Annotated in this window: 20 protein-coding genes; 12 read left to right on the top strand and 8 right to left on the bottom strand. The window is 43.6% G+C overall.

All coding sequences use genetic code 11. The features are described from left to right. Window positions 1-86: 86 nt before the first annotated feature. The 3 genes from NL930_RS04310 to NL930_RS04320 are packed head-to-tail and all read right to left on the bottom strand — an operon-like array spanning window position 87 to window position 3,265. Entirely contained in the window at window positions 87-923 is an 837-nt protein-coding gene (locus NL930_RS04310; protein ID WP_254375794.1) for a hypothetical protein, read from the bottom strand. Then, a complete protein-coding gene (locus tag NL930_RS04315; protein ID WP_254375795.1) occupies window positions 920-2,338 on the bottom strand; it encodes an AAA family ATPase in 1,419 nt (472 codons plus the stop codon). Before NL930_RS04315 ends, NL930_RS04310 begins: the two co-directional genes overlap by 4 nt. Before the next feature lie 54 nt (window positions 2,339-2,392). After that, complete coding sequence (locus NL930_RS04320; RefSeq protein WP_254375796.1) at window positions 2,393-3,265, bottom strand: carbon-nitrogen hydrolase; 873 nt, start codon at window positions 3,263-3,265, stop codon at window positions 2,393-2,395. Window positions 3,266-3,371: 106 nt separating this feature from the next. Between NL930_RS04320 and NL930_RS04325 the strand changes: the two genes are divergently transcribed. Both NL930_RS04325 and feoB read left to right on the top strand, forming a co-directional pair. Then, entirely contained in the window at window positions 3,372-3,599 is a 228-nt protein-coding gene (locus tag NL930_RS04325; protein WP_039673067.1) for a FeoA family protein, read from the top strand. Continuing rightward, entirely contained in the window at window positions 3,596-5,695 is a 2,100-nt protein-coding gene (gene feoB, locus NL930_RS04330) for a ferrous iron transport protein B (protein ID WP_060825572.1), read from the top strand. The genes NL930_RS04325 and feoB overlap by 4 nt, the downstream gene beginning before the upstream one ends. Here the strand turns inward: feoB and NL930_RS04335 are convergent. Together NL930_RS04335 and NL930_RS04340 are read right to left on the bottom strand one after the other, a co-directional pair. Further along, the gene (locus tag NL930_RS04335; protein ID WP_039673063.1) at window positions 5,692-6,603 is read right to left on the bottom strand and encodes a cation diffusion facilitator family transporter; all 912 of its coding nucleotides are present in this window, start codon (window positions 6,601-6,603) and stop codon (window positions 5,692-5,694) included. The genes feoB and NL930_RS04335 overlap by 4 nt on opposite strands. Next, window positions 6,600-7,595 (bottom strand): agmatine deiminase family protein, encoded by a 996-nt coding sequence (locus NL930_RS04340; protein ID WP_039673062.1) that lies wholly within the window; start codon window positions 7,593-7,595, stop codon window positions 6,600-6,602. The genes NL930_RS04335 and NL930_RS04340 overlap by 4 nt, the downstream gene beginning before the upstream one ends. 108 nt (window positions 7,596-7,703) lie before the next feature. Here NL930_RS04340 and NL930_RS04345 point away from each other — a divergent pair, with 108 nt between their 5' ends. The 6 genes from NL930_RS04345 to NL930_RS04370 all read left to right on the top strand — a co-directional run bounded on the left by NL930_RS04345 (window position 7,704) and on the right by NL930_RS04370 (window position 14,615). Then, on the top strand, window positions 7,704-8,918 hold the full coding sequence (locus NL930_RS04345) for a HAMP domain-containing sensor histidine kinase (protein ID WP_060825574.1): 1,215 nt from the start codon (window positions 7,704-7,706) through the stop codon (window positions 8,916-8,918). Between the two features lie 2 nt (window positions 8,919-8,920). Beyond that, window positions 8,921-9,598: a response regulator transcription factor gene (locus tag NL930_RS04350; protein WP_041963721.1), complete on the top strand. Its 678-nt coding sequence runs from the start codon at window positions 8,921-8,923 to the stop codon at window positions 9,596-9,598. A gap of 131 nt (window positions 9,599-9,729) precedes the next feature. Next, window positions 9,730-10,044 (top strand): DUF485 domain-containing protein, encoded by a 315-nt coding sequence (locus NL930_RS04355; protein WP_254375797.1) that lies wholly within the window; start codon window positions 9,730-9,732, stop codon window positions 10,042-10,044. After that, complete coding sequence (locus NL930_RS04360; RefSeq protein WP_039673055.1) at window positions 10,041-11,681, top strand: cation acetate symporter; 1,641 nt, start codon at window positions 10,041-10,043, stop codon at window positions 11,679-11,681. The genes NL930_RS04355 and NL930_RS04360 overlap by 4 nt, the downstream gene beginning before the upstream one ends. A 173-nt stretch (window positions 11,682-11,854) precedes the next feature. Next, window positions 11,855-13,804, top strand: a complete 1,950-nt coding sequence (gene acs, locus NL930_RS04365; RefSeq protein ID WP_041963718.1) for an acetate--CoA ligase — start codon at window positions 11,855-11,857, stop codon at window positions 13,802-13,804. Window positions 13,805-13,925: 121 nt separating this feature from the next. Continuing rightward, window positions 13,926-14,615 carry a SapC family protein gene (locus tag NL930_RS04370; RefSeq protein WP_041963717.1) on the top strand — a complete coding sequence of 230 codons (690 nt, stop codon included), beginning with the start codon at window positions 13,926-13,928 and terminating at the stop codon, window positions 14,613-14,615. Window positions 14,616-14,673: 58 nt separating this feature from the next. On the opposite strand, the gene NL930_RS04375 is transcribed toward NL930_RS04370, so the two are convergent. Next, on the bottom strand, window positions 14,674-15,357 hold the full coding sequence (locus tag NL930_RS04375; protein ID WP_254375798.1) for a flavodoxin family protein: 684 nt from the start codon (window positions 15,355-15,357) through the stop codon (window positions 14,674-14,676). Window positions 15,358-15,468: 111 nt separating this feature from the next. On the opposite strand from NL930_RS04375, the gene NL930_RS04380 reads away from it, so the two are divergent. Beyond that, window positions 15,469-15,831, top strand: a complete 363-nt coding sequence (locus NL930_RS04380; RefSeq protein WP_254375799.1) for a helix-turn-helix domain-containing protein — start codon at window positions 15,469-15,471, stop codon at window positions 15,829-15,831. 54 nt (window positions 15,832-15,885) lie between these two features. On the opposite strand, the gene NL930_RS04385 is transcribed toward NL930_RS04380, so the two are convergent. Beyond that, window positions 15,886-16,569, bottom strand: coding sequence for a hypothetical protein (locus NL930_RS04385; protein WP_039673046.1), 684 nt, complete (start codon window positions 16,567-16,569; stop codon window positions 15,886-15,888). 2 nt (window positions 16,570-16,571) lie between these two features. Continuing rightward, window positions 16,572-18,485, bottom strand: coding sequence for an RNA polymerase sigma factor RpoD (rpoD, locus tag NL930_RS04390; RefSeq protein ID WP_256497168.1), 1,914 nt, complete (start codon window positions 18,483-18,485; stop codon window positions 16,572-16,574). A 117-nt stretch (window positions 18,486-18,602) separates the two neighbouring features. Here rpoD and NL930_RS04395 point away from each other — a divergent pair, with 117 nt between their 5' ends. Genes NL930_RS04395 through NL930_RS04405 form a run of 3 tightly spaced genes read left to right on the top strand, consistent with a single transcriptional unit; the run spans window position 18,603 to window position 20,390 of the window. After that, window positions 18,603-19,406, top strand: coding sequence for a flagellar hook-basal body protein (locus tag NL930_RS04395; protein WP_041963712.1), 804 nt, complete (start codon window positions 18,603-18,605; stop codon window positions 19,404-19,406). 16 nt (window positions 19,407-19,422) lie between these two features. Then, window positions 19,423-20,211, top strand: coding sequence for a flagellar basal-body rod protein FlgG (gene flgG / locus NL930_RS04400; protein ID WP_060825582.1), 789 nt, complete (start codon window positions 19,423-19,425; stop codon window positions 20,209-20,211). Window positions 20,212-20,219: 8 nt separating this feature from the next. After that, window positions 20,220-20,390, top strand: a complete 171-nt coding sequence (locus NL930_RS04405) for a hypothetical protein (RefSeq protein ID WP_254375800.1) — start codon at window positions 20,220-20,222, stop codon at window positions 20,388-20,390. The last annotated feature ends 34 nt before the right edge of the window (window positions 20,391-20,424 follow it).

Here is a 20,424-nt window from a genome sequence, read left to right on the forward strand (position 1 = left end):
TATAGCGCAAAAATTGCCGCAACGTCACCCAAAACACCTACAAACGAGTAGCCAAGAAACCATACGCGAGATCGAAAAAAGCGGTTTTAGACGATCTCTAACTGCTCTAAGATGTCTTTAGTGAGTTTGGAAAGCGGGCGCTTGCCCAAATCTTCATCGCTGATGTATCCACCAAAAATAAGGCGCAGTAAATCTTCTTCGTTTTTAAAGAGCGTTCCCTCGTAGTTTTTCATCAGCTCTTCGATGTAGCTTTCATTGTACATAATGGATTTTTGGATGAGTTCTAGGACGATGTCTTTGTGGTTTTTATAAATCTCTTCCAACGCAAAATCTTTGATGTTTTTTTTGGCTTTTGCGTCGTTTGAACTAAGCTCTAAATCAAACCCTTTTTCATCGTAATAAAACGAACTATCCTTTACATGTAAAGCAAAACGAGCTTTGTCATCGAAGCCTTCAACGTAAGGATGAATGTGCGTCGTAAGTGAAAATTGCTTTGTTCCTTTCATACTTGTATTACATGTAGGGCAACTGGGAATGAGATTGTAAAACGACAATGCCAAGATAGGATAGGTCGCTTTATCGTAAAAATGGTCAAATTGCGGTCGCGTTGAGCCATTTTTGGAGCGAACCGTAAACGTATAATTGCGGTTGCAATACGGGCAAACAGTGACATTAAGAGATTGCGCTAAATCGTAGGCGTCATATTCTTTCTTTTTATCACAAAAATTATCGTATAGATTTATCATAAAATTAAAAGTAGTATCGCCTTTGTAAGTCATGGCAATTTCATGCAGTTTTTCAGGTTTTGCGGTGATGACTTCTTCAAGAGAATATTTACATGTAGGAAATTTTATTTTTGATTTCAGTGCTTCAAAATGCTTGTGCGCCAACTCTTCCAAATTTGGTGTGGCAATTTTTATCATGGTTTCTTTTCCAAATTGTCTAAGCGATTTTGGAGGCTTTCTATTTGGTTTTTAAGCGCATCAATTTCTTTCATCTTGTCTAATTTTTTGCTATCAAGCATACGCTGTAATTGCCTTTTGACGATAGGCTCACCGATGATGCGAATGTACCTTTGTGCTTCGTCATCGTCTGTAATGGGAGACTTTTTACCGTTTAAATAGTCAATTACTTCATTGATTTTACTTTTCGCAAATTCGCCCATAAGCCCATCTTTCATAAAAAAACTATGAGAAAGCAGAGTATGGATATTTGCTCCGAAAGTTTCAATGTTTGGATAAGCTTGTTTACCTTTTTCTAAAAAAATAACATTTTCTTTTGGAATATCTGAGAGAATAAAGGGCGAATGTGAAGATATAATAAAATGAAATTTTTTTGATTTGAATGTTTCGACTAATGTTAATAAATTAAAAAGATATCGTCTTTGCCATTCAGGATGTAATGATAAATCAGGTTCATCAACTAAAATAAGCATATCATTTTTTTTACTTGCAGAAATTTCATTATAAAGTATGAGACTATCTATAAAAGCTTTTCTTTCTCCTTGACTTAGTTGAAAAAAATCTCTTTCTTTATCATCAAAAAAATTAATTTCTAAAATCCCAATTTTTATCAAGCTGAAAAAAATCTCACTTTGGTTCAATATTGCATTATATAAATTAGTAATATCATTATGCTCGCCTAAGAGTGGCTCTATCTTTTTAAGAAATTCAATGTACTTTTCTATATCAAAATCTTTAAGTTTTTCCTGTTGCTCAAATTCTATTAATTTATTCTTGATATGGGCACTATCATTGTTTGAACTAAATAGTAAAACAACTTTTTTGGGTTGAAATACAAAAGGAGCTTGTTGAAACTTACCAAAATATTGAAATATCAGCAGATAGAATTTATTGCGAAATTTGTCTAAATGGAGTAACGATTGTGACTTGTCTTTGAGCATTGTGTAAAAAGGGTTTGAGCCTTTAGTACCTAGATTGGCGTATTCAGTCCAATTCTTGATAAGGTCGTATTTGAGAATATCAGTATGCAAATATACTATATGAAACAATTTCAAATTTCTTTTTTCATATTTAACGTTTATTGTAACATCGTCTTTTTTGTGAACATAGAAAGTATTATTGAGCCTAATAACTAAAATTTTTGTCGATACAATATTAAGGATTTCTTCGCAGAGGCTACTTTTCCCACTTCCATTTTCCCCGACAATCGCCGTAACATTAATATTGTCAGGGAAGATAGAAACGTAGTCTTTTTTTTCTTCAATCGTGAGTTCGTTTTTATCTTTATCATACTTACATGTAAACCTAGGCGAAAAATTAAACCCCTGATTTTTGATATTTTTATACTCTTCAACCCACAAATAAACCAGTTCCATGCTCACTCCAAAGGTTTACATGTAAAGTCTAAAATCTTTACATGTAAAAAGGTTTCAATCAATAAATCGCTTCGTCAAATCTCCATATGTCTCGATTCTTCGGTCACGTAAAAACGGCCAGATGCGTCTGACGTGTTCGCCTCTTTCAAGATCGACTTCGACGATGAGCACTTCTTCTTGGTCGTGACTTGCACGCACGATGATCTCGCCTTGTGGGCCTGCTACAAAGGAGTTACCCCAGAAGCGGATGCCATCAAGTACACCGTGGTTGTCTGCTTCTTTGCCGATGCGATTCACGCTAATGACGGGTAAGCCATTTGCGATGGCGTGTCCGCGTTGTACAGTTTCCCATGCGTCGCATTGCCTTCGTTTTTCATCTTCCATGTCTTCGTCAAACCAACCGATGGCGGTGGGGTAGATGAGCATGTCAGCACCTTTTAACGCCATCAAACGGGCGGCTTCGGGGTACCATTGATCCCAACAGACTAAAACACCTAATTTGCCGACACTGGTTTGGATGGGGTTATAGCCCATGTCACCGGGGGTAAAGTAGAATTTTTCGTAAAATCCTGGGTCATCGGGGATGTGCATTTTGCGGTATTTGCCTGCTACCGTGCCATCTTTTTCAAAGACGACGGCGGTGTTGTGGTACAGACCGGCGGAGCGTTTTTCAAACAGTGAGGTGACTAAAACGACCTTGTTTTCTTTGGCGATGCTAGACCAAAAAACGATGTCCTCTTCCCAGTTACTGGCAAGGTCAAAACACGCTACGTCTTCGTTGATGCAAAAGTAGCGGTCTTGGTGGAGTTCTTGCAAAACGACAAGCTCTGCGCCCTCACGAGCGGCTTTTTGGATGAGGGAAACGCTCTTAGCTATGGTTTTTTCTGACGTGCTTTCAATGGCGTGTTGGATGAGTCCGACTTTCATAAAAAATCCTCTTGTGCGCTTAGGTTATAGGAGTTAATTATACATTAATGAGCTTTTAATCGGTTTTAATTTAGAATTTTGATGAGTATTATCAAGAAGGAACACTATGAAAGCACTCTCGGATCTCAATGCCGGAGAAAAAGGCAAAGTCAAAAAAATCGACGCCGAGGGAGAATTGAAGCAGCGGCTTTTTTCGTTGGGTCTTCGAAAAGGAAGTCTTTTGGAAGTGAAAGCCATGAGTATGGCAAAAAGTACGATGGAGATCGAAGTCGGTACGACACTTTTGGCACTGCGTTTTGAAGAGGCCAAACGCATCGGAATCGAGACGCTATGAACGAGCTGATTATCGCCCTTGTGGGGCAACCCAATGTCGGCAAAAGCATGCTCATCAACTCGATTGCCGATGCGAGGCTTAAGGTCGGCAATTTTTCGGGTGTTACGGTCGAAAAAGCCGAAGTCAATTTTAGTGCGCAAGGGCATTCGATTAAAATCGTCGATTTACCCGGCACGTACTCGCTCAACGACTACACGCAAGACGAACGCGTGACCAAAGACTTTTTACAAAACGAGCATTACGATTTGATTATTAACGTGGTCGACGCGACCAATTTAGAGCGCAATTTGTATTTGACGACACAACTTTTGGAGCTCGGCAAAAAAATGATCGTCGCACTCAATATGATGGACGAAGCCCACAAAGAAGGGCAATGCATCGATCATGAACAACTGAGTTCTATTTTGGGCGTGCCGTGCGTCAAAGTCTCCGCCGCAACGAAAAGAGGCATCGGTAAGTTGCTCAACCGCGCCATCGACGTTTCGCTTTTCCCGCTTGAAAAATCAAAACTGATTTACAGCGACGTCGTGGAAGAAGAAATCGGCAAGCTTGCTTCGTTTTTAGACCGCAAACATTATGCGTCTCGCCTTTCGTCGCGCGAAATCGCCCTGAGGCTTTTACAAGAAGATACCGCAACTTACCGCAAGATGCACGAAGAGCCGATTTGGGTCGAGCTCTCTTCGTTCTTGAAAGAGGCGTTAGAGCATCTTTACGTTCACTACGAGACGAAAGACGTCGCCGAAATTTTTGCCGAAGAACGCGCCGCATTTGCCAAAGGCGCGGTCGTTGAGACGTTAAGTTGTAAAAAATGCACCTCGCAAACGCTCACGCAAAAAATCGACGCCGTGTTAATTCACCCCGTTTACGGTATTCCCATCTTTTTCTTTTTAATGTGGAGTTTGTTTCAGTTAACGTTTACGCTAGGCTCGATTCCGATGGATTGGATCGATGCTTTTTTCGTTGCTTTGGGCAATTACGCCAAAACGGTTTTCGGAGAGGGCGAGCTGGGCTCTATTATCGCTGACGGCGCAATTTCGGGCGTGGGTGCGGTGGTGATGTTCTTACCCAATATTGTCATTTTATTTTTAGGCATCGCTTTGTTGGAGACGACCGGATATATGGCGCGCGTTGCGTTTTTACTGGACGGATTTTTCCACCGTTTCGGACTTCACGGCAAAAGCTTTATTCCTCTTGTTACGGGTTTTGGTTGTTCGGTACCTGCGTATATGAGCGCGCGCACGCTCAAAAACGATAAAGATCGGCTGATTACGCTTTTTATCATCGGGTTTATGAGTTGTGGGGCGAAACTTCCGGTTTACGTGTTGTTCGCCGGAGCGTTTTTCGGGCAAGAACATGCGGGTAACGCTTTGTTTGCGATCTATCTTGCCGGAGCGTTTATCGGGCTTTTGGCGGCAAAATTTTTGAAACGATTCGTCTTTAAGGGTGCAGACGAGCCGTTCGTCATGGAAATGCCCAAATACCGCCTGCCTTCGTTGAAGCTCATTTGGCATACGGTCGTAAGCAAGGCGATTATGTACCTTCAAAAAGCGGGAACGTTTATTTTAGCGGCATCTTTGTTGATTTGGTTTGCGAGCAACTATCCCAAATATCCCGACCTTGAAGCCTCTTTCGATCAGAAAATCGAACAAGCAAGCGACGAGGCTTTAAAAGTCGAGTACGAAAACGAAAAGTCCAAAGTTTTGCTGGAAAAAAGTTTCTTAGGCAAAATCGGAAAATCGACCGATTGGTTGTTTACCCCGTTGGGATTTGATTGGAAAATGACGGTCGCCTTGGAGTCAGGATTGGCGGCTAAAGAGGTCGTCGTTTCGACCTTAGGCGTTTTGTATGCGCTCGGTTCGGGCGTGGACGAGGGCAACGAAAGTCTCATTGCGGAGCTTCAAAAGCAAATACCTTTGGCTTCGGCGGTCTCTTTTATGATCTTCGTGATGTTTTATTTGCCGTGCCTTGCCGCTTCCATCGTTTTTACGAAAGAGAGCGGCGGTTATAAATATTTGGCGTATCTGTTCGTCTTTACGACGATCATCGCTTGGGTTTTAGCCTTCATCGGATACCGCGTGACCTTGTTGTTTAGCTAAAGGTCTTCGTCGATCTTGAACGACGACACGCGATCGTTCATCTCCGAATCGTCGTAAGGATCAAGGTGTGCGGTGATGACCCATTCGTCGTTTGGGATCAGCTCTTTGATCTTCTCTTCGATGCGATCTCCCGCGTGGTGCGCGCGTAAAAGCGAAATACCGGGGCTAAAAACCAAGTGAACGTCGACGAAGTTGGTATTGCCGGATTTACGAGTTTTCAGGTAGTGAAAATCGCTAATCTCTTTCTCCGCGACGATGATGTTGCGAATATCTTCTACGATCTGTTCGTCCAACGAGGCGTCTAGCAAAATATACACGCCGTCTTTAATGAGCTCGTACGCCGAATGAATAATATAAATCGAAATAACCACGCCCATAATCGAGTCGATCAGCTCAAAGTGCGTTATTTGGATAAGAACGAGCGAAATTAAAATAGCACCGTTGCTTAAAACGTCCGTTTGATAATGAAGCGCATCGGATTTGACGACCATACTGCGCGTTTTTTTCGCAACGTAGTTGAGAAATGCGACCAACGCAATCGTCAACACCAAAGAGATTGCCATTACGAGGATGGAACTTCCCAAATATTCCAAAGGCTCATGCACGATCGCTTTTTTAATCGACGTGTAAAAAATAAAAAGTCCCGAAACGCTAATGACCGTACCTTCGATCACGGCGGCTAAGGCTTCGATTTTGCCTTTACCGTAATTGAACGTTTTATTGGCGGGTTGTTCGGATTTTAAAATCGCAAAATAGTTGAAGGCGGAGACGATAAGGTCTAAAACCGAATCGATCGCCGAAGCCAAAACGGCGACGGAGCCGCTCATCAAGCCGATAAAAAGTTTGACGATAATTAAAACGCTTGCCGTGGCACTGGAGACGACGGTTGCTTTTTTTTGGAGTGTCACGAGAGGTTATCCTTCTTTTTATAAATATTCATCGAAGCGCAATGCAAACTGCCGTGCTCGCGAATCAACACGGAAGCGTCGATGCCGACGATTTCACGCTCAGGAAAATAGCGCGCAAACGTTTTAAGTGCTTTGGTATCGTAGGCGTCGTTGTAAAGCGGTACTAAAACCGCGTTGTTGATTAAAATAAAATTGAGGTACGTCGCGGGAAGACGGTGGTCGTTAAAGAACTTCGCCGAAGGTAAAGGCAGCGGAACGAGATCGAAAGAGGTTTTTTTGAGCTCTTTTTCCATCTTTTTAAGTTCGTCGTAGTGTTCGTCTTCTTTGTCGTAGCATTTCACGTAAGCGATCGTATTTTTGTTTAAAAAGCGTGCCAGCGTATCGATGTGCGAATCGGTGTCGTCGCCCATAAGCGCGCCGTGCTTTAAGATAATCAACTCTTTGAGTCCGAAAAGCTTAATCAACGTTTTTTTGATCTCTTTTTTTGAAAGGTGTGCGTTGCGGTTCTCTTCAAAAAGGCAATATGCGGTCGAAAGCATCACGCCATGTCCGTTGCTTTCGATGCTTCCGCCTTCCAGTACGAAATCGATGCTTTTGAGCTTTCCTGTTAAAAAGCCCTCTTCAAAAAGGCGTTTGGTAATCGTGTTGTCGATACTTGCGTCAAATTTATTGCCCCATGCGTTGAAGATGAAGTCGTAGGTACGGCGTTGATGGTTTTTGTAAACGTTGATGCCTCCAAAATCGCGTATCCACGTATCGTTCGTGAGCATTTCGACCAGCGTGATATTTTGAAGCGTGGGCAAAATGTTGGCAAGGTGTTGTTTATCTTCGCAAACGACGATGCACGGTTGAAAGCGCGCGACGGTCGAGATAAACGTGAGATACGTTTGATGAATTGCTTCGATGGAGTGCGCCCAGTCGCTCTTTTTGGGAGGGAAAACGACGATGAGAGCTTCTTGTTCTTCCCATTCGGCGGGTAATCTTAGTTTCATTTTGCGCTCCGTCTTTCGTGTATTTGGGCTAAATTATACCAAAATAGGTTTGAGCGAGGCTTTTATAAGGTAAAATAGGGACGAAATTGTTTTTCCAAAGGCTCTTACATGTTATGGCAAGATAAAACCAATAAAAGCATCCGCCAAATCAATTTTATGGCACTTTTGTTTGCGGGCTTGTTTGTTTTTATTTTTGCTTGTTTGATTATCGCGAACGAATATTTTGCTTACCAAAAAGAGATCGAACGCATCGAAGCATCGTACCCGTCGACATTGTTAACGCTTGGAAACAGCGTCGAAGCGGCACATTCGCTTGAGGTCGTTTTGGAGCATAAGCACAAAGAGTACAAAGATAAAATCATCGACTTTATGGTCAAAATTTATGCGTTGGCACTCGTGATGTATATGATCAGTACGATCGAGTACCGCTACGTCAATGAGTTGATGGCGCGCGAAGTGCGTTTGATCGTCGCGTCGTTTAAAGAAGCGGCGCAGAGTTACCGTTTTATCGATACGGAAAAGATGCGTTTTCGGGAATTTCGCGAGATTGCCAACCACGCCAACGCGATGATCGAGGAGATTCACGGTAAAAACGACGATCTAGCAAAGCTCAATACCAACTTGGAGGCGATCATCGAGCAAAAGACCGAAGAGCTCAAACGCTCGGTCGCCTATACGCAAGAGCTCTTGGAAACGCAAGACCGTTTTGTGAAAAATGCGATCCACGAGATCAATACGCCTCTTTCGATTATTTTGATGAACATCGATTTGTACAATCTCAAATTTGAGAAAAACCCTTACCTCGTCAAAATCGAAGCGGCGGTGAAGGTGCTGGACAATATTTACGAAGATTTGGCGTACGTGGCAAAAAAAGATCATGTCGTCTATGCCAAATCGATGGTCGATTTTTCATCGTTTTTACAAGAGAGGGTGCATTATTTTGAAGATGTTGCCGAAGGAAACAAGCTGACGCTTTGTACCGACATAAGCCCCGATCTTTTTATCGTTTTCAACGAGATCGAGTTGCAGCGTATTTGCGACAACAATATCTCCAATGCGATAAAATACAGTTACGAAAAACAAAACGTACATGTCAAGCTTTACGCGCAAGAGGCGTTCGTCGTCTTTGAAGTACAAAACGTCGGCGATACGATTCAGTCCCTTGAAAATCTCTTCAGCCGATACTACCGTGAAAACGACGTTCGCGGCGGTTTTGGCTTAGGGCTCAATATCGTCAAAGAGATTTGCGATCGTAACGACGTTGAGGTCAGCGTGGCTTCGGACACGTCGACGCGCTTTACGTACCGTTTTAGGAAAGGATAACGATGAAAATTTTACTCTTGGAAGACGAATGGATGCTTCGCAGTTCGATTGAGGAGTATTTGGAGGCCTTAGGGCACAAGGTCGTGAGTTTCGGCAAGGGAGACGAAGCGTATGCCGCGATCCGCCAAGAGTCGTTCGATCTTTTGATTTTGGACATTAACATTCCGAAAATGACGGGTTTGGAACTCTTAAAATCGCTCAACGAGATCGAACAAAACTACCCGAGTATTTTTATTAGCGCCAACGTCGATATCGACGATATTACCCAAGCGTTTGAACTCGGAGCGTCGGACTACCTTAAAAAACCGTTTCATCTTAAAGAGTTGGGGCTTCGCATCGATAAAATTAAAAAAGAGTATGAGATCAAACGGATGCAACACATCATCTTAAGTCCCAAATACGTCTTCTCCAAACAAGAGCAAATGTTGTTTTACAATAATAATGTTCAAGTCTTGACCAAAAAACAGTTACAAATAGTGACACTATTGTGCGAGAACATCGGCATCGTGGTAGACTTCGAAAAATTTCGCAGTTACGCGTGGAACGACGAACCGGTCGACAATGCCACAATTAGGGCTGAAATAAGCCGTTTTCGTAAGCTTCTTAAGGAAGATTTTATTGTCAATCTCAAAGGTGTCGGCTATAAAATTGAACGTTACTTACCGGAGCAAAAGCGTTAAAAGTTACAAAAATACACATTTATTTTAAATATCTTCACGGTTCTTCTGCTGTTTTGAAAATGCTACGATAATGCTATGTTACTTATTTACAATTTCTTCGTGATTCACACATTTACTATGAAGGAGCATTTATGAGCCAACATGTCTACGACAGAGTCAAGGCAAACCCAAAATTTGCCGAACTCGTACAAAAAAGAAGCCGCTTTGCATGGCAACTTTCAATTGTGATGCTTGTCGTGTATTACGCGTTTATTCTCGTAATTGCTTTTTCTCCCGCAACCTTTGCGCAAAAGATCGGAGAGGGCGTTACGACGGTCGGAATTCCGGTAGGATTGGCGGTCATCGTGATCGCGTTTGTGCTTACGGGTATCTACACTCAACGAGCCAACGGAGAATTTGACGATATGACGCATCAAATTAAAGAAGAAGTAAGGAGCGGCGAATGAAATGGGGCTTACTCCTTTTAAGCTTAAGCAGCTTTGTTTTTGCGGCGGACGCACAATTTAGCGGTAAACGCGACATCAACGTATCGGCGATCGTGATGTTTCTTATTTTCGTTTTAGCAACGCTGGGCATTACGTATTGGGCGGCAAAACGAACGAAAACGGCGAAAGATTTTTACACTGCCGGCGGAGGAATTACGGGCTTTCAAAACGGTCTTGCGATCGCGGGAGATTATATGTCCGCGGCATCGTTTTTAGGCATTTCGGGCTTGGTTTACCTCAAAGGATTTGACGGATTGATCTACTCCATCGGCTTTTTGGTCGGTTGGCCGATTATCTTGTTTTTGGTGGCGGAGCAACTTCGAAATCTCGGAAAATATACGTTTAGCGACGTGGCATCGTACCGTTTACGACAAACACCGATCCGAACGTTGGCGGCTTTAGGCTCTTTAGCGACGGTGGCGTTGTATTTGATCGCGCAAATGGTCGGTGCGGGGCAATTGATTCAGATTTTGTTCGGGCTTGATTACGAATACGCGGTCGTGATGGTCGGTATTTTGATGATTCTCTACGTAACGTTCGGCGGTATGTTGGCGACGACGTGGGTGCAAATCATCAAAGCGGTTTTGTTACTTTCCGGCGCATCGTTTATGGCGATTATGATTATGTATCAAGTCGGATTTAGTTTTGAAACGCTCTTTTCGCAAGCGGTTGCGGCTAAGAAAAGTGCTGCGATCATGGCTCCGGGCGGTTTGGTCAGTGATCCGATTTCGGCGATTAGCTTAGGTATGGCGTTGATGTTCGGAACGGCGGGATTACCGCATATCTTGATGCGATTCTTTACCGTAAGCGACGCAAAAGAAGCGAGAAAGTCGGTCTTTTTTGCGACGGGATTTATCGGTTACTTTTATATTTTAACGTTTATTATCGGATTTGGTGCTATCGTTTTGTTAACCAATAATCCGACCTATCTCGATCCGATCAAAGGTGGCATTATCGGTGGGGGTAACATGTCGGCGATTCACACGGCCCATGCGATCGGCGGAAACCTTTTCTTAGGGTTTATCTCGGCGGTTGCGTTTGCGACGATCTTGGCGGTTGTTTCGGGATTGACGCTTGCGGGTGCGAGTGCGGTCAGCCACGACCTTTACGCGAACGTCTTTGCCAGAGGTCGCGTGGATGAGATGATGGAGATGAAGGTATCGAAATACTCGACGATCGCTTTAGGTATTGTTGCGATTTTCTTGGGAATTGCGTTTGAAAAACAAAACATCGCGTTCATGGTAGGACTTGCGTTTGCAATTGCGGCAAGTGCGAACTTCCCTATCTTGTTCTTATCGATGTTCTGGAAAAAGTTGACAACCAAAGGCGCCGTTTGGGGCGGATCGTTGGGACTTTTAACGGCGGTCGTGTTGGTCGTCTTGAGTAAAGCGGTTTGGGTGGACGTCTTAGGTAATAAAACCGCGATTTACGCTTACGGCAATCCGGCGATCTTTTCTATGGCGGTTGCCTTTATCGGAATTTGGCTCTTCTCTTTAATGGATCAAAGCGAAGATGCTAAAAAAGAGATCGCGGCATACGAGCACCAATTTATCCGAAGTCAAACGGGTATCGGTGCGGAAGGCGCAAGCGCACATTAAAGGGCTTTGCCTTCACATGTAAAGAATTCTGCTTCGTTAGAAGCAAGCTTTAGTAGGTGTTTGGGCTTTGCCTTGACATGTAAAGAAATTCTGCTTCGTTAGAAGCAAGCTTTAGTAGGTGTTTGGGCTTTGCCCAAACACCGTGTAAAAATGAACTTTTAAGGATTAGAACAATGTCACACGTTTTTGAACCTAACAGAACACTCAGCAAAGAGGCAAGAATTAAAAATATGTGCGAATACAAAGAGCTTTGTATTCAAGCCGATGAAAATTTCGAGGGGTATTGGGATAAGCTTGCTCGCGAAAAAATCGAATGGTTTAAACCTTACGATCGCGTGCTCAACGAAGACAACGCTCCGTTTTACAAATGGTTTGAAGGAGGAAAACTCAACGTTACGCATCAATGTTTAGGCCGGCATTTAAACAGCCGTAAAAATAAGGCGGCGATTATTTGGGAGGGCGAAGACGGCAAACGTCGCATCATCACCTACCTTCAACTTTTTTATCGCGTCAATCGTTTAGCGAATTTGATGCGCAATCGTTTCGGGATTAAAAAAGGCGACCGCGTCGTTTTGTACATGCCGATGATTCCCGAAGCGGCGTTTGCGATGTTGGCGTGCGCTAAAATCGGAGCGATTCATTCGGTCGTATTCGGCGGGTTTTCGGCAGATGCTTTAAGAGATCGTATTCAAGATGCACAGGCCAAACTCGTCATCACCGCCGACGGTGCGTTTCGACGCGGCAAACCTTACATGTTAAAACCCGTCGTCGATGAAGCACTTAAGGAAGGATGCGAATGTTGCGATAAAGTGTTGATCGTTCAACGTAACTTTGAAGATATCGAGTACGTTCCGGGGCGCGATTACGTGTACAACGAAATTATCATGAACGAATCGCAATACTGCGAGCCTGAGTGGATGGATGCGGAAGATCCGCTTTTCTTACTTTATACTTCGGGAAGTACGGGCAAGCCAAAAGGCGTTCAACACAGTAGTGCCGGTTATATCCTTTGGGCGCAATACACGATGGAACACGTTTTCGACGTCAAAGAAAACGATACGTTCTGGTGTACGGCGGACGTGGGTTGGATAACGGGGCATACGTACATCGTTTACGGCCCTTTGGCGATGGGCGCAACGACCATTATGTACGAGGGCGTTCCGACGTTCCCCGATGTCGGTCGATGGTGGAGTATGATCGAAGAGCATCGCGTCAATCAGTTTTACACCGCGCCGACGGCGATTCGATTGTTGCATAAAGAGGGAGCCGATGCACCCAAACGTTACGATTTGAGTTCGCTCAAAGTCTTAGGAACGGTCGGCGAACCGATCAATCCCGATGCGTGGATGTGGTACTATGAGGAGATCGGCGGCGGACGTTGTCCGATCGTGGATACGTGGTGGCAAACCGAAACGGGCGGTCATATGATTACGCCGCTTCCGGGTGCGACACCGATTAAACCGGGTTCGGCGACGTTTCCGCTTCCGGGCATTAAAGCAGAGATTTTAGATGAGCATGGACAACGCGTGAGCACGCCGCATGAAAAAGGCTTTTTATGCATTACGCGCCCGTGGCCGTCCATGATTCGCAATATCTGGGGTGATAGCGATCGCTTTGTGAAGTCGTATTTCGGCGATCATAAAAAAGACGGTGTTCCCGTGTACTTTTCGGGAGACGGTGCGATGTACGACGAGGACGGTTATATTATCATTACCGGACGAACGGATGATGTTATTAACGTTTCGGGTCACCGCATCGGAACGGCGGAAATCGAAGCCGTCCTCGGGCATCATGAAAACGTTGCCGAAGTGGCGGTCGTCGGACGTCCCGATCCGATCAAAGGAGAGGGTATTTTTGCGTATATCGTGATTAAAGGCGACGATACCATCGGCGAAGAAGTTTACATGATCCAAGAGCTCAACAAGCTGATCGTCAAAGAGATCGGCAATATCGCCAAACTCGATGCGATTCGTTTCGTTCCGGGACTTCCGAAAACCAGAAGCGGCAAGATCATGCGAAGAATTTTACGTTCGATCGCAAAGAAAGAGCCGATCACTCAAGATATCTCAACGTTGGAAGATCCAAGCATCGTTGAGAAGATCCAAAATCTCGTCCAGTTCTAATCTTTCCAAACGGCTACACCGTGACAGTGTAGCCGTCCTTTCTGATCGTTTCTACAGTGCAAATTGCACCTTAAAATGCTATGATATGTTTTATTTTACTATCCATAGAGGAACATTCATCATGGCATTACATGTAATCAACCAACCGCACGATCAAACCAAAGCCGTTAACGACGCAATGCGCTATCCCAATCTTGAAAAAATCATCAGCGTTCCTTTGGGAATCGGAGAGTTTTACGAAGCGTGTAAGGATTATCCGATTTTGTTTACGAAAAACCAAGAGGGCGATTGGCTGGCGATTGCATTACTCGGTTTTAACGACAAAAACGTCTCTTTGGACGAAAACGGACGTTTCAAACGAGGCAAATACGTTCCCGCATTTTTGAGACGCTACCCGTTTGCATTGGTTCAAAACGAGGCTCAAGAGGGATTTTCGTTGGCGATCGAAGAAGAGGGCTTGGAAGAGCTTAACGCGTCCAATCAAGCAAGAGCTTTGTTCAAAGAGGATAAAACGCCAAGCGATTTAACCAAAAATATTTTGGATTTTTTAGTGCGTTTTCAAGGCGAACTTCAATCGTGCAGTGCGTTCATCAAAGAGCTCTACAAAGGAGAGTTGTTGGTACAAAAAAGTGCGAACGTCATCGACGAAGAGGGCAAAACCCATACGATCAACGGTTTTTTTACGCTCGACGAAGAAAAATTCAACCGTTTGAACGATAAGAAAAAACTCGACATGTGCAAAAAAGGGGCAACGCCTTTAATCACGGCTCATTTGATCTCTCTTAGTAATATCAGACGTTTAGGTATGTAGGTTTGACGACGTTTACATGTCGGTTTACCTTTTGACATGTAAACGCGTATAACCGCCGTTAATGCGGTTCGATTTTAGCGTTAAAATCGTTTGAAATACCCTCGCGTGCAAATCGTGCTCCCATATCGTAGGCTTTTTCGCAGTCTTGTGGAAAAAACTCTTGGCGTCTTTTGGCTTTAAGCGGTTCGCTAAATGCGGTGATGTCGTATTTGGAATAGTCTTTAAACTGGTACGTATCGGTCACGTAAAGCCCTTCCGAAGAGCCAAAAATGCTTCCCAGCCTGTTTTGAAGACCGCTTAGTGCTTCGACATAACCCCACTCTTTCATGCGTTTTTCATCCAAGTTCATCGTGTAGATAAAGCCGATGGGGATTTTGCGAGGAAAGAGTGAAGAGTAGTGTGTGTCGTACACGGTGTATTGAAACGCTAAACGTTCGATGAAAGAGCGCATCATGCCTGTGAGATTGCCAAAATAGATGGGCGAACCAAGCACGATCGCATCGGCATGGTGAAGTTTTTCTAAAAGCGGTTTAAGCTCGTCTTTGTGCGCGCATCTGCCGTGTGATTTGCCGTTAGGAAGTTTGCAGGCAAAGCAACTGACACAGCCTTGGTAGGTAAGATCGTAAAGGTGGATCAGCTCGGTTTGCGCACCGTTTTGACGTGCTCCTTCAAGTGCTTTTTTAAGCAGTGTTGCGGTGTTGGCATTTTTTCTAGGGCTTCCGTTAATGGCGACAATGTTCATTCTGTTTCCTTTGAGAGTATGATGCGGTGCATTATAGGACAATATGTAACTTAAGTATAGAATGAACTTTTTAGTTATATACTAACTAAAAGGGAAGTAAAGGAGCAATGGATGGAAAATTTCAGTGACAAATATGAAAAATGCCCGATGTATTATGCAATGTCGATTTTGGAGGGAAAATGGAAATGGATCATTTTGTGGAAGATCTATGAAAACAAAGTAGTACGCTACAATCAGCTCAAAACGATTTTGCAGCCTATCACGCATAAAACGCTGACACAACAGCTCAAAGAGCTTGAAAGCCATAATATCATTCACAGAGAACAGTACAACCAAGTACCGCCTAAAGTGGAGTATTCGCTTACCGCTGAGGGTGAAACGCTCATACCCATTTTAAGCTTGATGTACCAATGGGGTAAAGAGCATAGGAAGTCTGAAGATAGAAGCAATGATACGGGGTGTGAGCATGGGTAAAGCGAGGAAAAAAAGTTTACATGTAAAGCTTTTTGGTTTTACATGTAAACAAGATTACGAGACCAATGCGGCGTGAATAACGGTTTCGTCTTTTTCAAAATGAATCGTGCAGTTACTTTTTTGAGCAATCTCTTCGATGCTTTTTTCGTAACCTTTATCACGATTTTCGCCTTTGATCGAGATGGAAAAAATAGGGTATTTCTTGGTATTGAAACGAATGTACTCGCCCGTAATAAGGGCTAAACGCGTCGTAATCGTTGCCGAAACGGCATGGGATTGATACACTTTCGTGAGCAGTTTCATAAAGTCCTCGACTTTCAAGCGAACGTCGGGAAACGTTGGGTCGAACTCTTTGCGAAATTTGATCGTCGTATTGGTCGAAGAAGCGCTGATACACAAATCTAAAAGCGCGTAAATATTGACGCTCTCTCCGTACTCTTCAACATTGGCAAACTTTTTGGTAGCACTTTTATACAGCTTGATTCCGATGGACGTTTCATCGTCGTATCCGACCGTAATCGCGTAAAATTTATACGATCCGAACGCAATATCAACGATCGTCGTTTTAAAACCGTAGGTCATGCTGGCATACGTCCCGGCGATGTCGAAGATTTTTTTATGGTTGACCTCACCAAGAAGGTATTGCGCTTCTTGGTTAAGGGAGAGAATTTTGCCGTTGGTATCGAATACGATAAAAGGATTGTAGTCGTGCTCAATCCACGCTTCAGCGAACGTCATCGTTAGCTCTCGATATAGTTTTTAAGTTTACGTCCCACTTTCGGGTGTTTGAGCTTTTTGATCGCCGAACTTTCGATCTGACGAACGCGTTCACGCGTGACATTGAGCTCTTTTCCGATCTCTTCGAGCGTTCGATCGCTCTCGTCGTGCATTAGCCCGAATCGCATACGAATCACCGCTTTTTCACGGTCATTGAGTTGATCGAGCACTTCATCGATCTGATCTTTAAGATCGGATTTTAAGATATGATCGATCGGTGCGATGGAGTTTTTATCTTCCACGAAATCGCCGAATTTACCGTCGTCTTCGTTACCGATAGGCGCTTCAAGCGAGATAGGTTCTTTGGTAATTTTAATGACGTTTTTGACTTTATCCGCACTCAAACCCACTTCCAAAGCAATGGTCTCGATGTCGGGTTCTTTGCCTTCTTCTTGAAGATGTTTACGAATGATTTTGTTGATACGGTTGATCGTCTCGATCATGTGGATCGGAATACGAATCGTACGGGCTTGATCGGCGATGGCACGTGAAATGGCTTGTCTGATCCACCAAGTCGCGTAGGTCGAAAATTTGTAGCCTTTTTTATACTCAAATTTATCAACCGCTTTCATCAAACCGATGTTGCCTTCTTGAATCAAATCCAAAAACGGCAAACCGCGGTTGGTGTAACGCTTGGCGATGGAAACGACCAGACGCAAGTTACTTTTTGCCATACGTGTTTTAGACTCGTCGGCGATGCGTTTACCGCGTTTGATTTGCTCTAAAATCTCTTTGAGGGTTTCTGGTTCCAAATCAAACCCTTGTTTGCTGGCTTCTTTGGTTTGAAACAGTTTTTTGATCTCCATGTACGTCGAAACCATCGTCGCTTCGGGTACCATCGTCGTAATATCTTCTTTGTTCAAATCGACGATGTTTTTAAGAAGCTTCATATGGTTTTCTTTGAGTGCGTCGTTAAAAAGCGGCAAACGGTATTCAAGGCGTTTGAGTTCTTTGTCGAATTCAAAATCGCTCTTAAGTGCGGTTTCCATCGACTTTACCAGTTCGTTAATCAGTTTACTGGTCGGTCCTAAATCCATCAGCGCTTCTTTGAGCAATTTTTTCTTATACGCAAGCCCTAAATCGTAGTTCATACGCTCTTCGGCATCCAGCACTTCTTCGGGCGGTCTAGAGAAACTTTTCAACCAATCTTTTTTGGCTTTCTCCAAGGCTTTAAAACTTTCGATTACTTTTTCGGTACGCGTGTTGTCTTTTTTAGAAAACGTACGTTTTTCTTCGCCGTCCTCGTCGTATTCTTCGCCTTCATCATCGCTATCGTCGTCGCTATCGTCGTCGTCTTCAAACGTTTTAAAAAGCTCTTTAACGCGTCGTTCTCGGTTGATTAGGGCTTCTTTATAGTCCAAAATAAAGTCGATGAGGTACGGAACGGAACAAAACGCGTCGATGATAATATCTTCGCCGAATTCGATTTTTTTGCTGATCTCAATCTCTTCGTCTTTGGTCAAAAGAGAAATCTGTCCCATTTCACGAAGGTACATTCGAACGGGACTATCGCTTCTGGACCATTCTAAAAGCTCTTTTTCGCTGGCAAGATCAAACTCTTCTTCAAGGGCTTCGTCTTGGAGTTTTTGACGCTCTTCTTCACGTTTTTTGGCTTCCTCTTTGTTTCGAAGTTTGGCAATTTCAGCGGACGAAATAAGCGAAACTTTGTACTTTTCGAGCAATGCCATTAATTTTTTTACGTTTGCCGGAGTCGGGGGTTTGGTAAAAAGTTCCATGACGTTTTCATACGTTACGTATGATTTTTCATGTTCGACAAAAAGTTCTTCCAACTCGGTGTAAAGTTCTTTTGAAGCCATAGGGTAACTCTCCTTAAGAGTGTGGGTGTAGGAGTTTGATTTTTTCTTTAAAATTCTCATAAAAAGATGTGGATTATACCGAGTTTTTTTTTAAACGGCGTTAAAAAATAATTTTGGCAAAGATGGAACGGGAGTTGCTTTAGTGTATCAACGAATGAAAAAAGCGAGACATAAAGTATGCAAAACGGCTATTACAGCGTTACCGGAGCGATGGTTACCCAGTTTAACAAACTCGACGTCATCTCCAATAATCTTGCCAATCTGAATACGCCCGCATTTAAAAGAGACGATGTCGTTATCGGTGATTTTAAACGTATTTTTCAAGAATTTCAAGAAGAGATGCCCTTAAAAGACAATACGAAAGAGGCGAGTAAATTTATCAACGCAACGATTGATCGTGTTCCTCAAATTGTTGAAGGATACGTCAAGTACGAGCAAGGCGGCATCAAAAATACCGGCAATTCGCTTGATCTTGCGCTAAAACGCAATGACATTTTTTTCATGGTTGAAACGCCGCAGGGTATTCGTTTAACGCAAAACGGTGCATTTACGCTGAATAACGAAGGAACCTTGGTCACGAAAGAGGGCTTTCCCGTACTACCTTCGACCTATTTTCAAAACCGTCAATACGTTACGCTTCCCGATGACGGTGAACTTCGCGTCGATAAAAGCGGCAATTTGTACAACCGAGAAGACGAGATCGGTCGCCTTTATATCGTCCAAAGCGATGATGTGAAATCACTTTTAAAAGAGGGTGCAAACCTTTTCAAGTTTAAAAGTACCGACGAATTGACCGAACTGGATACGGGCGAACTCGTGGCGCAAGGCTTTTTAGAAACGAGCAATATTAACCCCGTATACGAGATGACGAATTTGATCGAAGCCAATCGTATGGTCGAGATGTATCAAAAAGTGATGAAATCGCATATGAACGACCTCAATTCCGAAGCCATTAGTAAATTGGCTTCGACTAAAGCTTAATTTTAAAGGATAGCCTATGATGCGCTCTTTGTATACCGCAGCAACCGGTATGATCGCACAACAAACACAAATCGACACGACGTCTAATAATATTTCAAACGTCAATACGATCGGATATAAAAAACAACGTGCCGAGTTTGCGGATTTGATGTATCAAACCATGACGTATGCGGGTACGTCCACCAGCGGAACGTCTGTTTCTCCTACCGGTATCGAAGTGGGTTTGGGAACGCGTCCGACGGCGATTGCGAAACAGTTTACGCAGGGTAATTTTAAGGAGACCGGCGGTTCTTTGGACTTAGCAATTACGGGTAACGGCTTTTTTCAAATTCAATTACCCGACGGTACGACGGCATATACGCGAAACGGCTCGTTTAAACTCGACGCAGACGGTAACGTTATCAATAGCGACGGTTATAAACTTTTGCCCGAATTGGTGATTCCTGAAGATGCAACCCAAATTACGATCGGTGTAGACGGTATGGTTTCCGTACTTCAGGCGGGACAAACGGCAACGACGCAAATCGGGCAATTGGAATTGGCAAACTTCATTAATCCCGCCGGTCTTCACTCTTTAGGCGACAACAACTACGTCAATACCACCGCTTCGGGCGATCCGATCGTGAGCACGCCCGGCCTCAACGGTCTTGGGCAGACACGACAGCAATTTGTCGAGATGAGTAACGTGCAGTTGGTTGACGAGATGACCGATTTGATTACGGGGCAACGTGCGTATGAGGCAAACTCCAAAGCGATTACGACGAGCGATCAAATGCTCAAAATTGTCAACGACCTTAAGGCGTAAACGCTAAGATGATTTTTTTACTTCCGATCGTCGTGATTATCGCTTTGATCGTTACGGTGGATTATCTTTATTTCAGCGACGTCAAACCTCACGACGTACCTCCTTCCAAAGAGGTACGTCAAACGTTGCACGATTCCAACGTCTCCAAAAACTATTTGGATCGTTACATTCAAAAATAGCGTTTTTCATAACGCCGATACTAATCTTTACATG

Source organism: Sulfurospirillum sp. hDNRA2 (genome assembly GCF_024206095.2).
In the GTDB taxonomy this organism is placed as follows: domain Bacteria; phylum Campylobacterota; class Campylobacteria; order Campylobacterales; family Sulfurospirillaceae; genus Sulfurospirillum.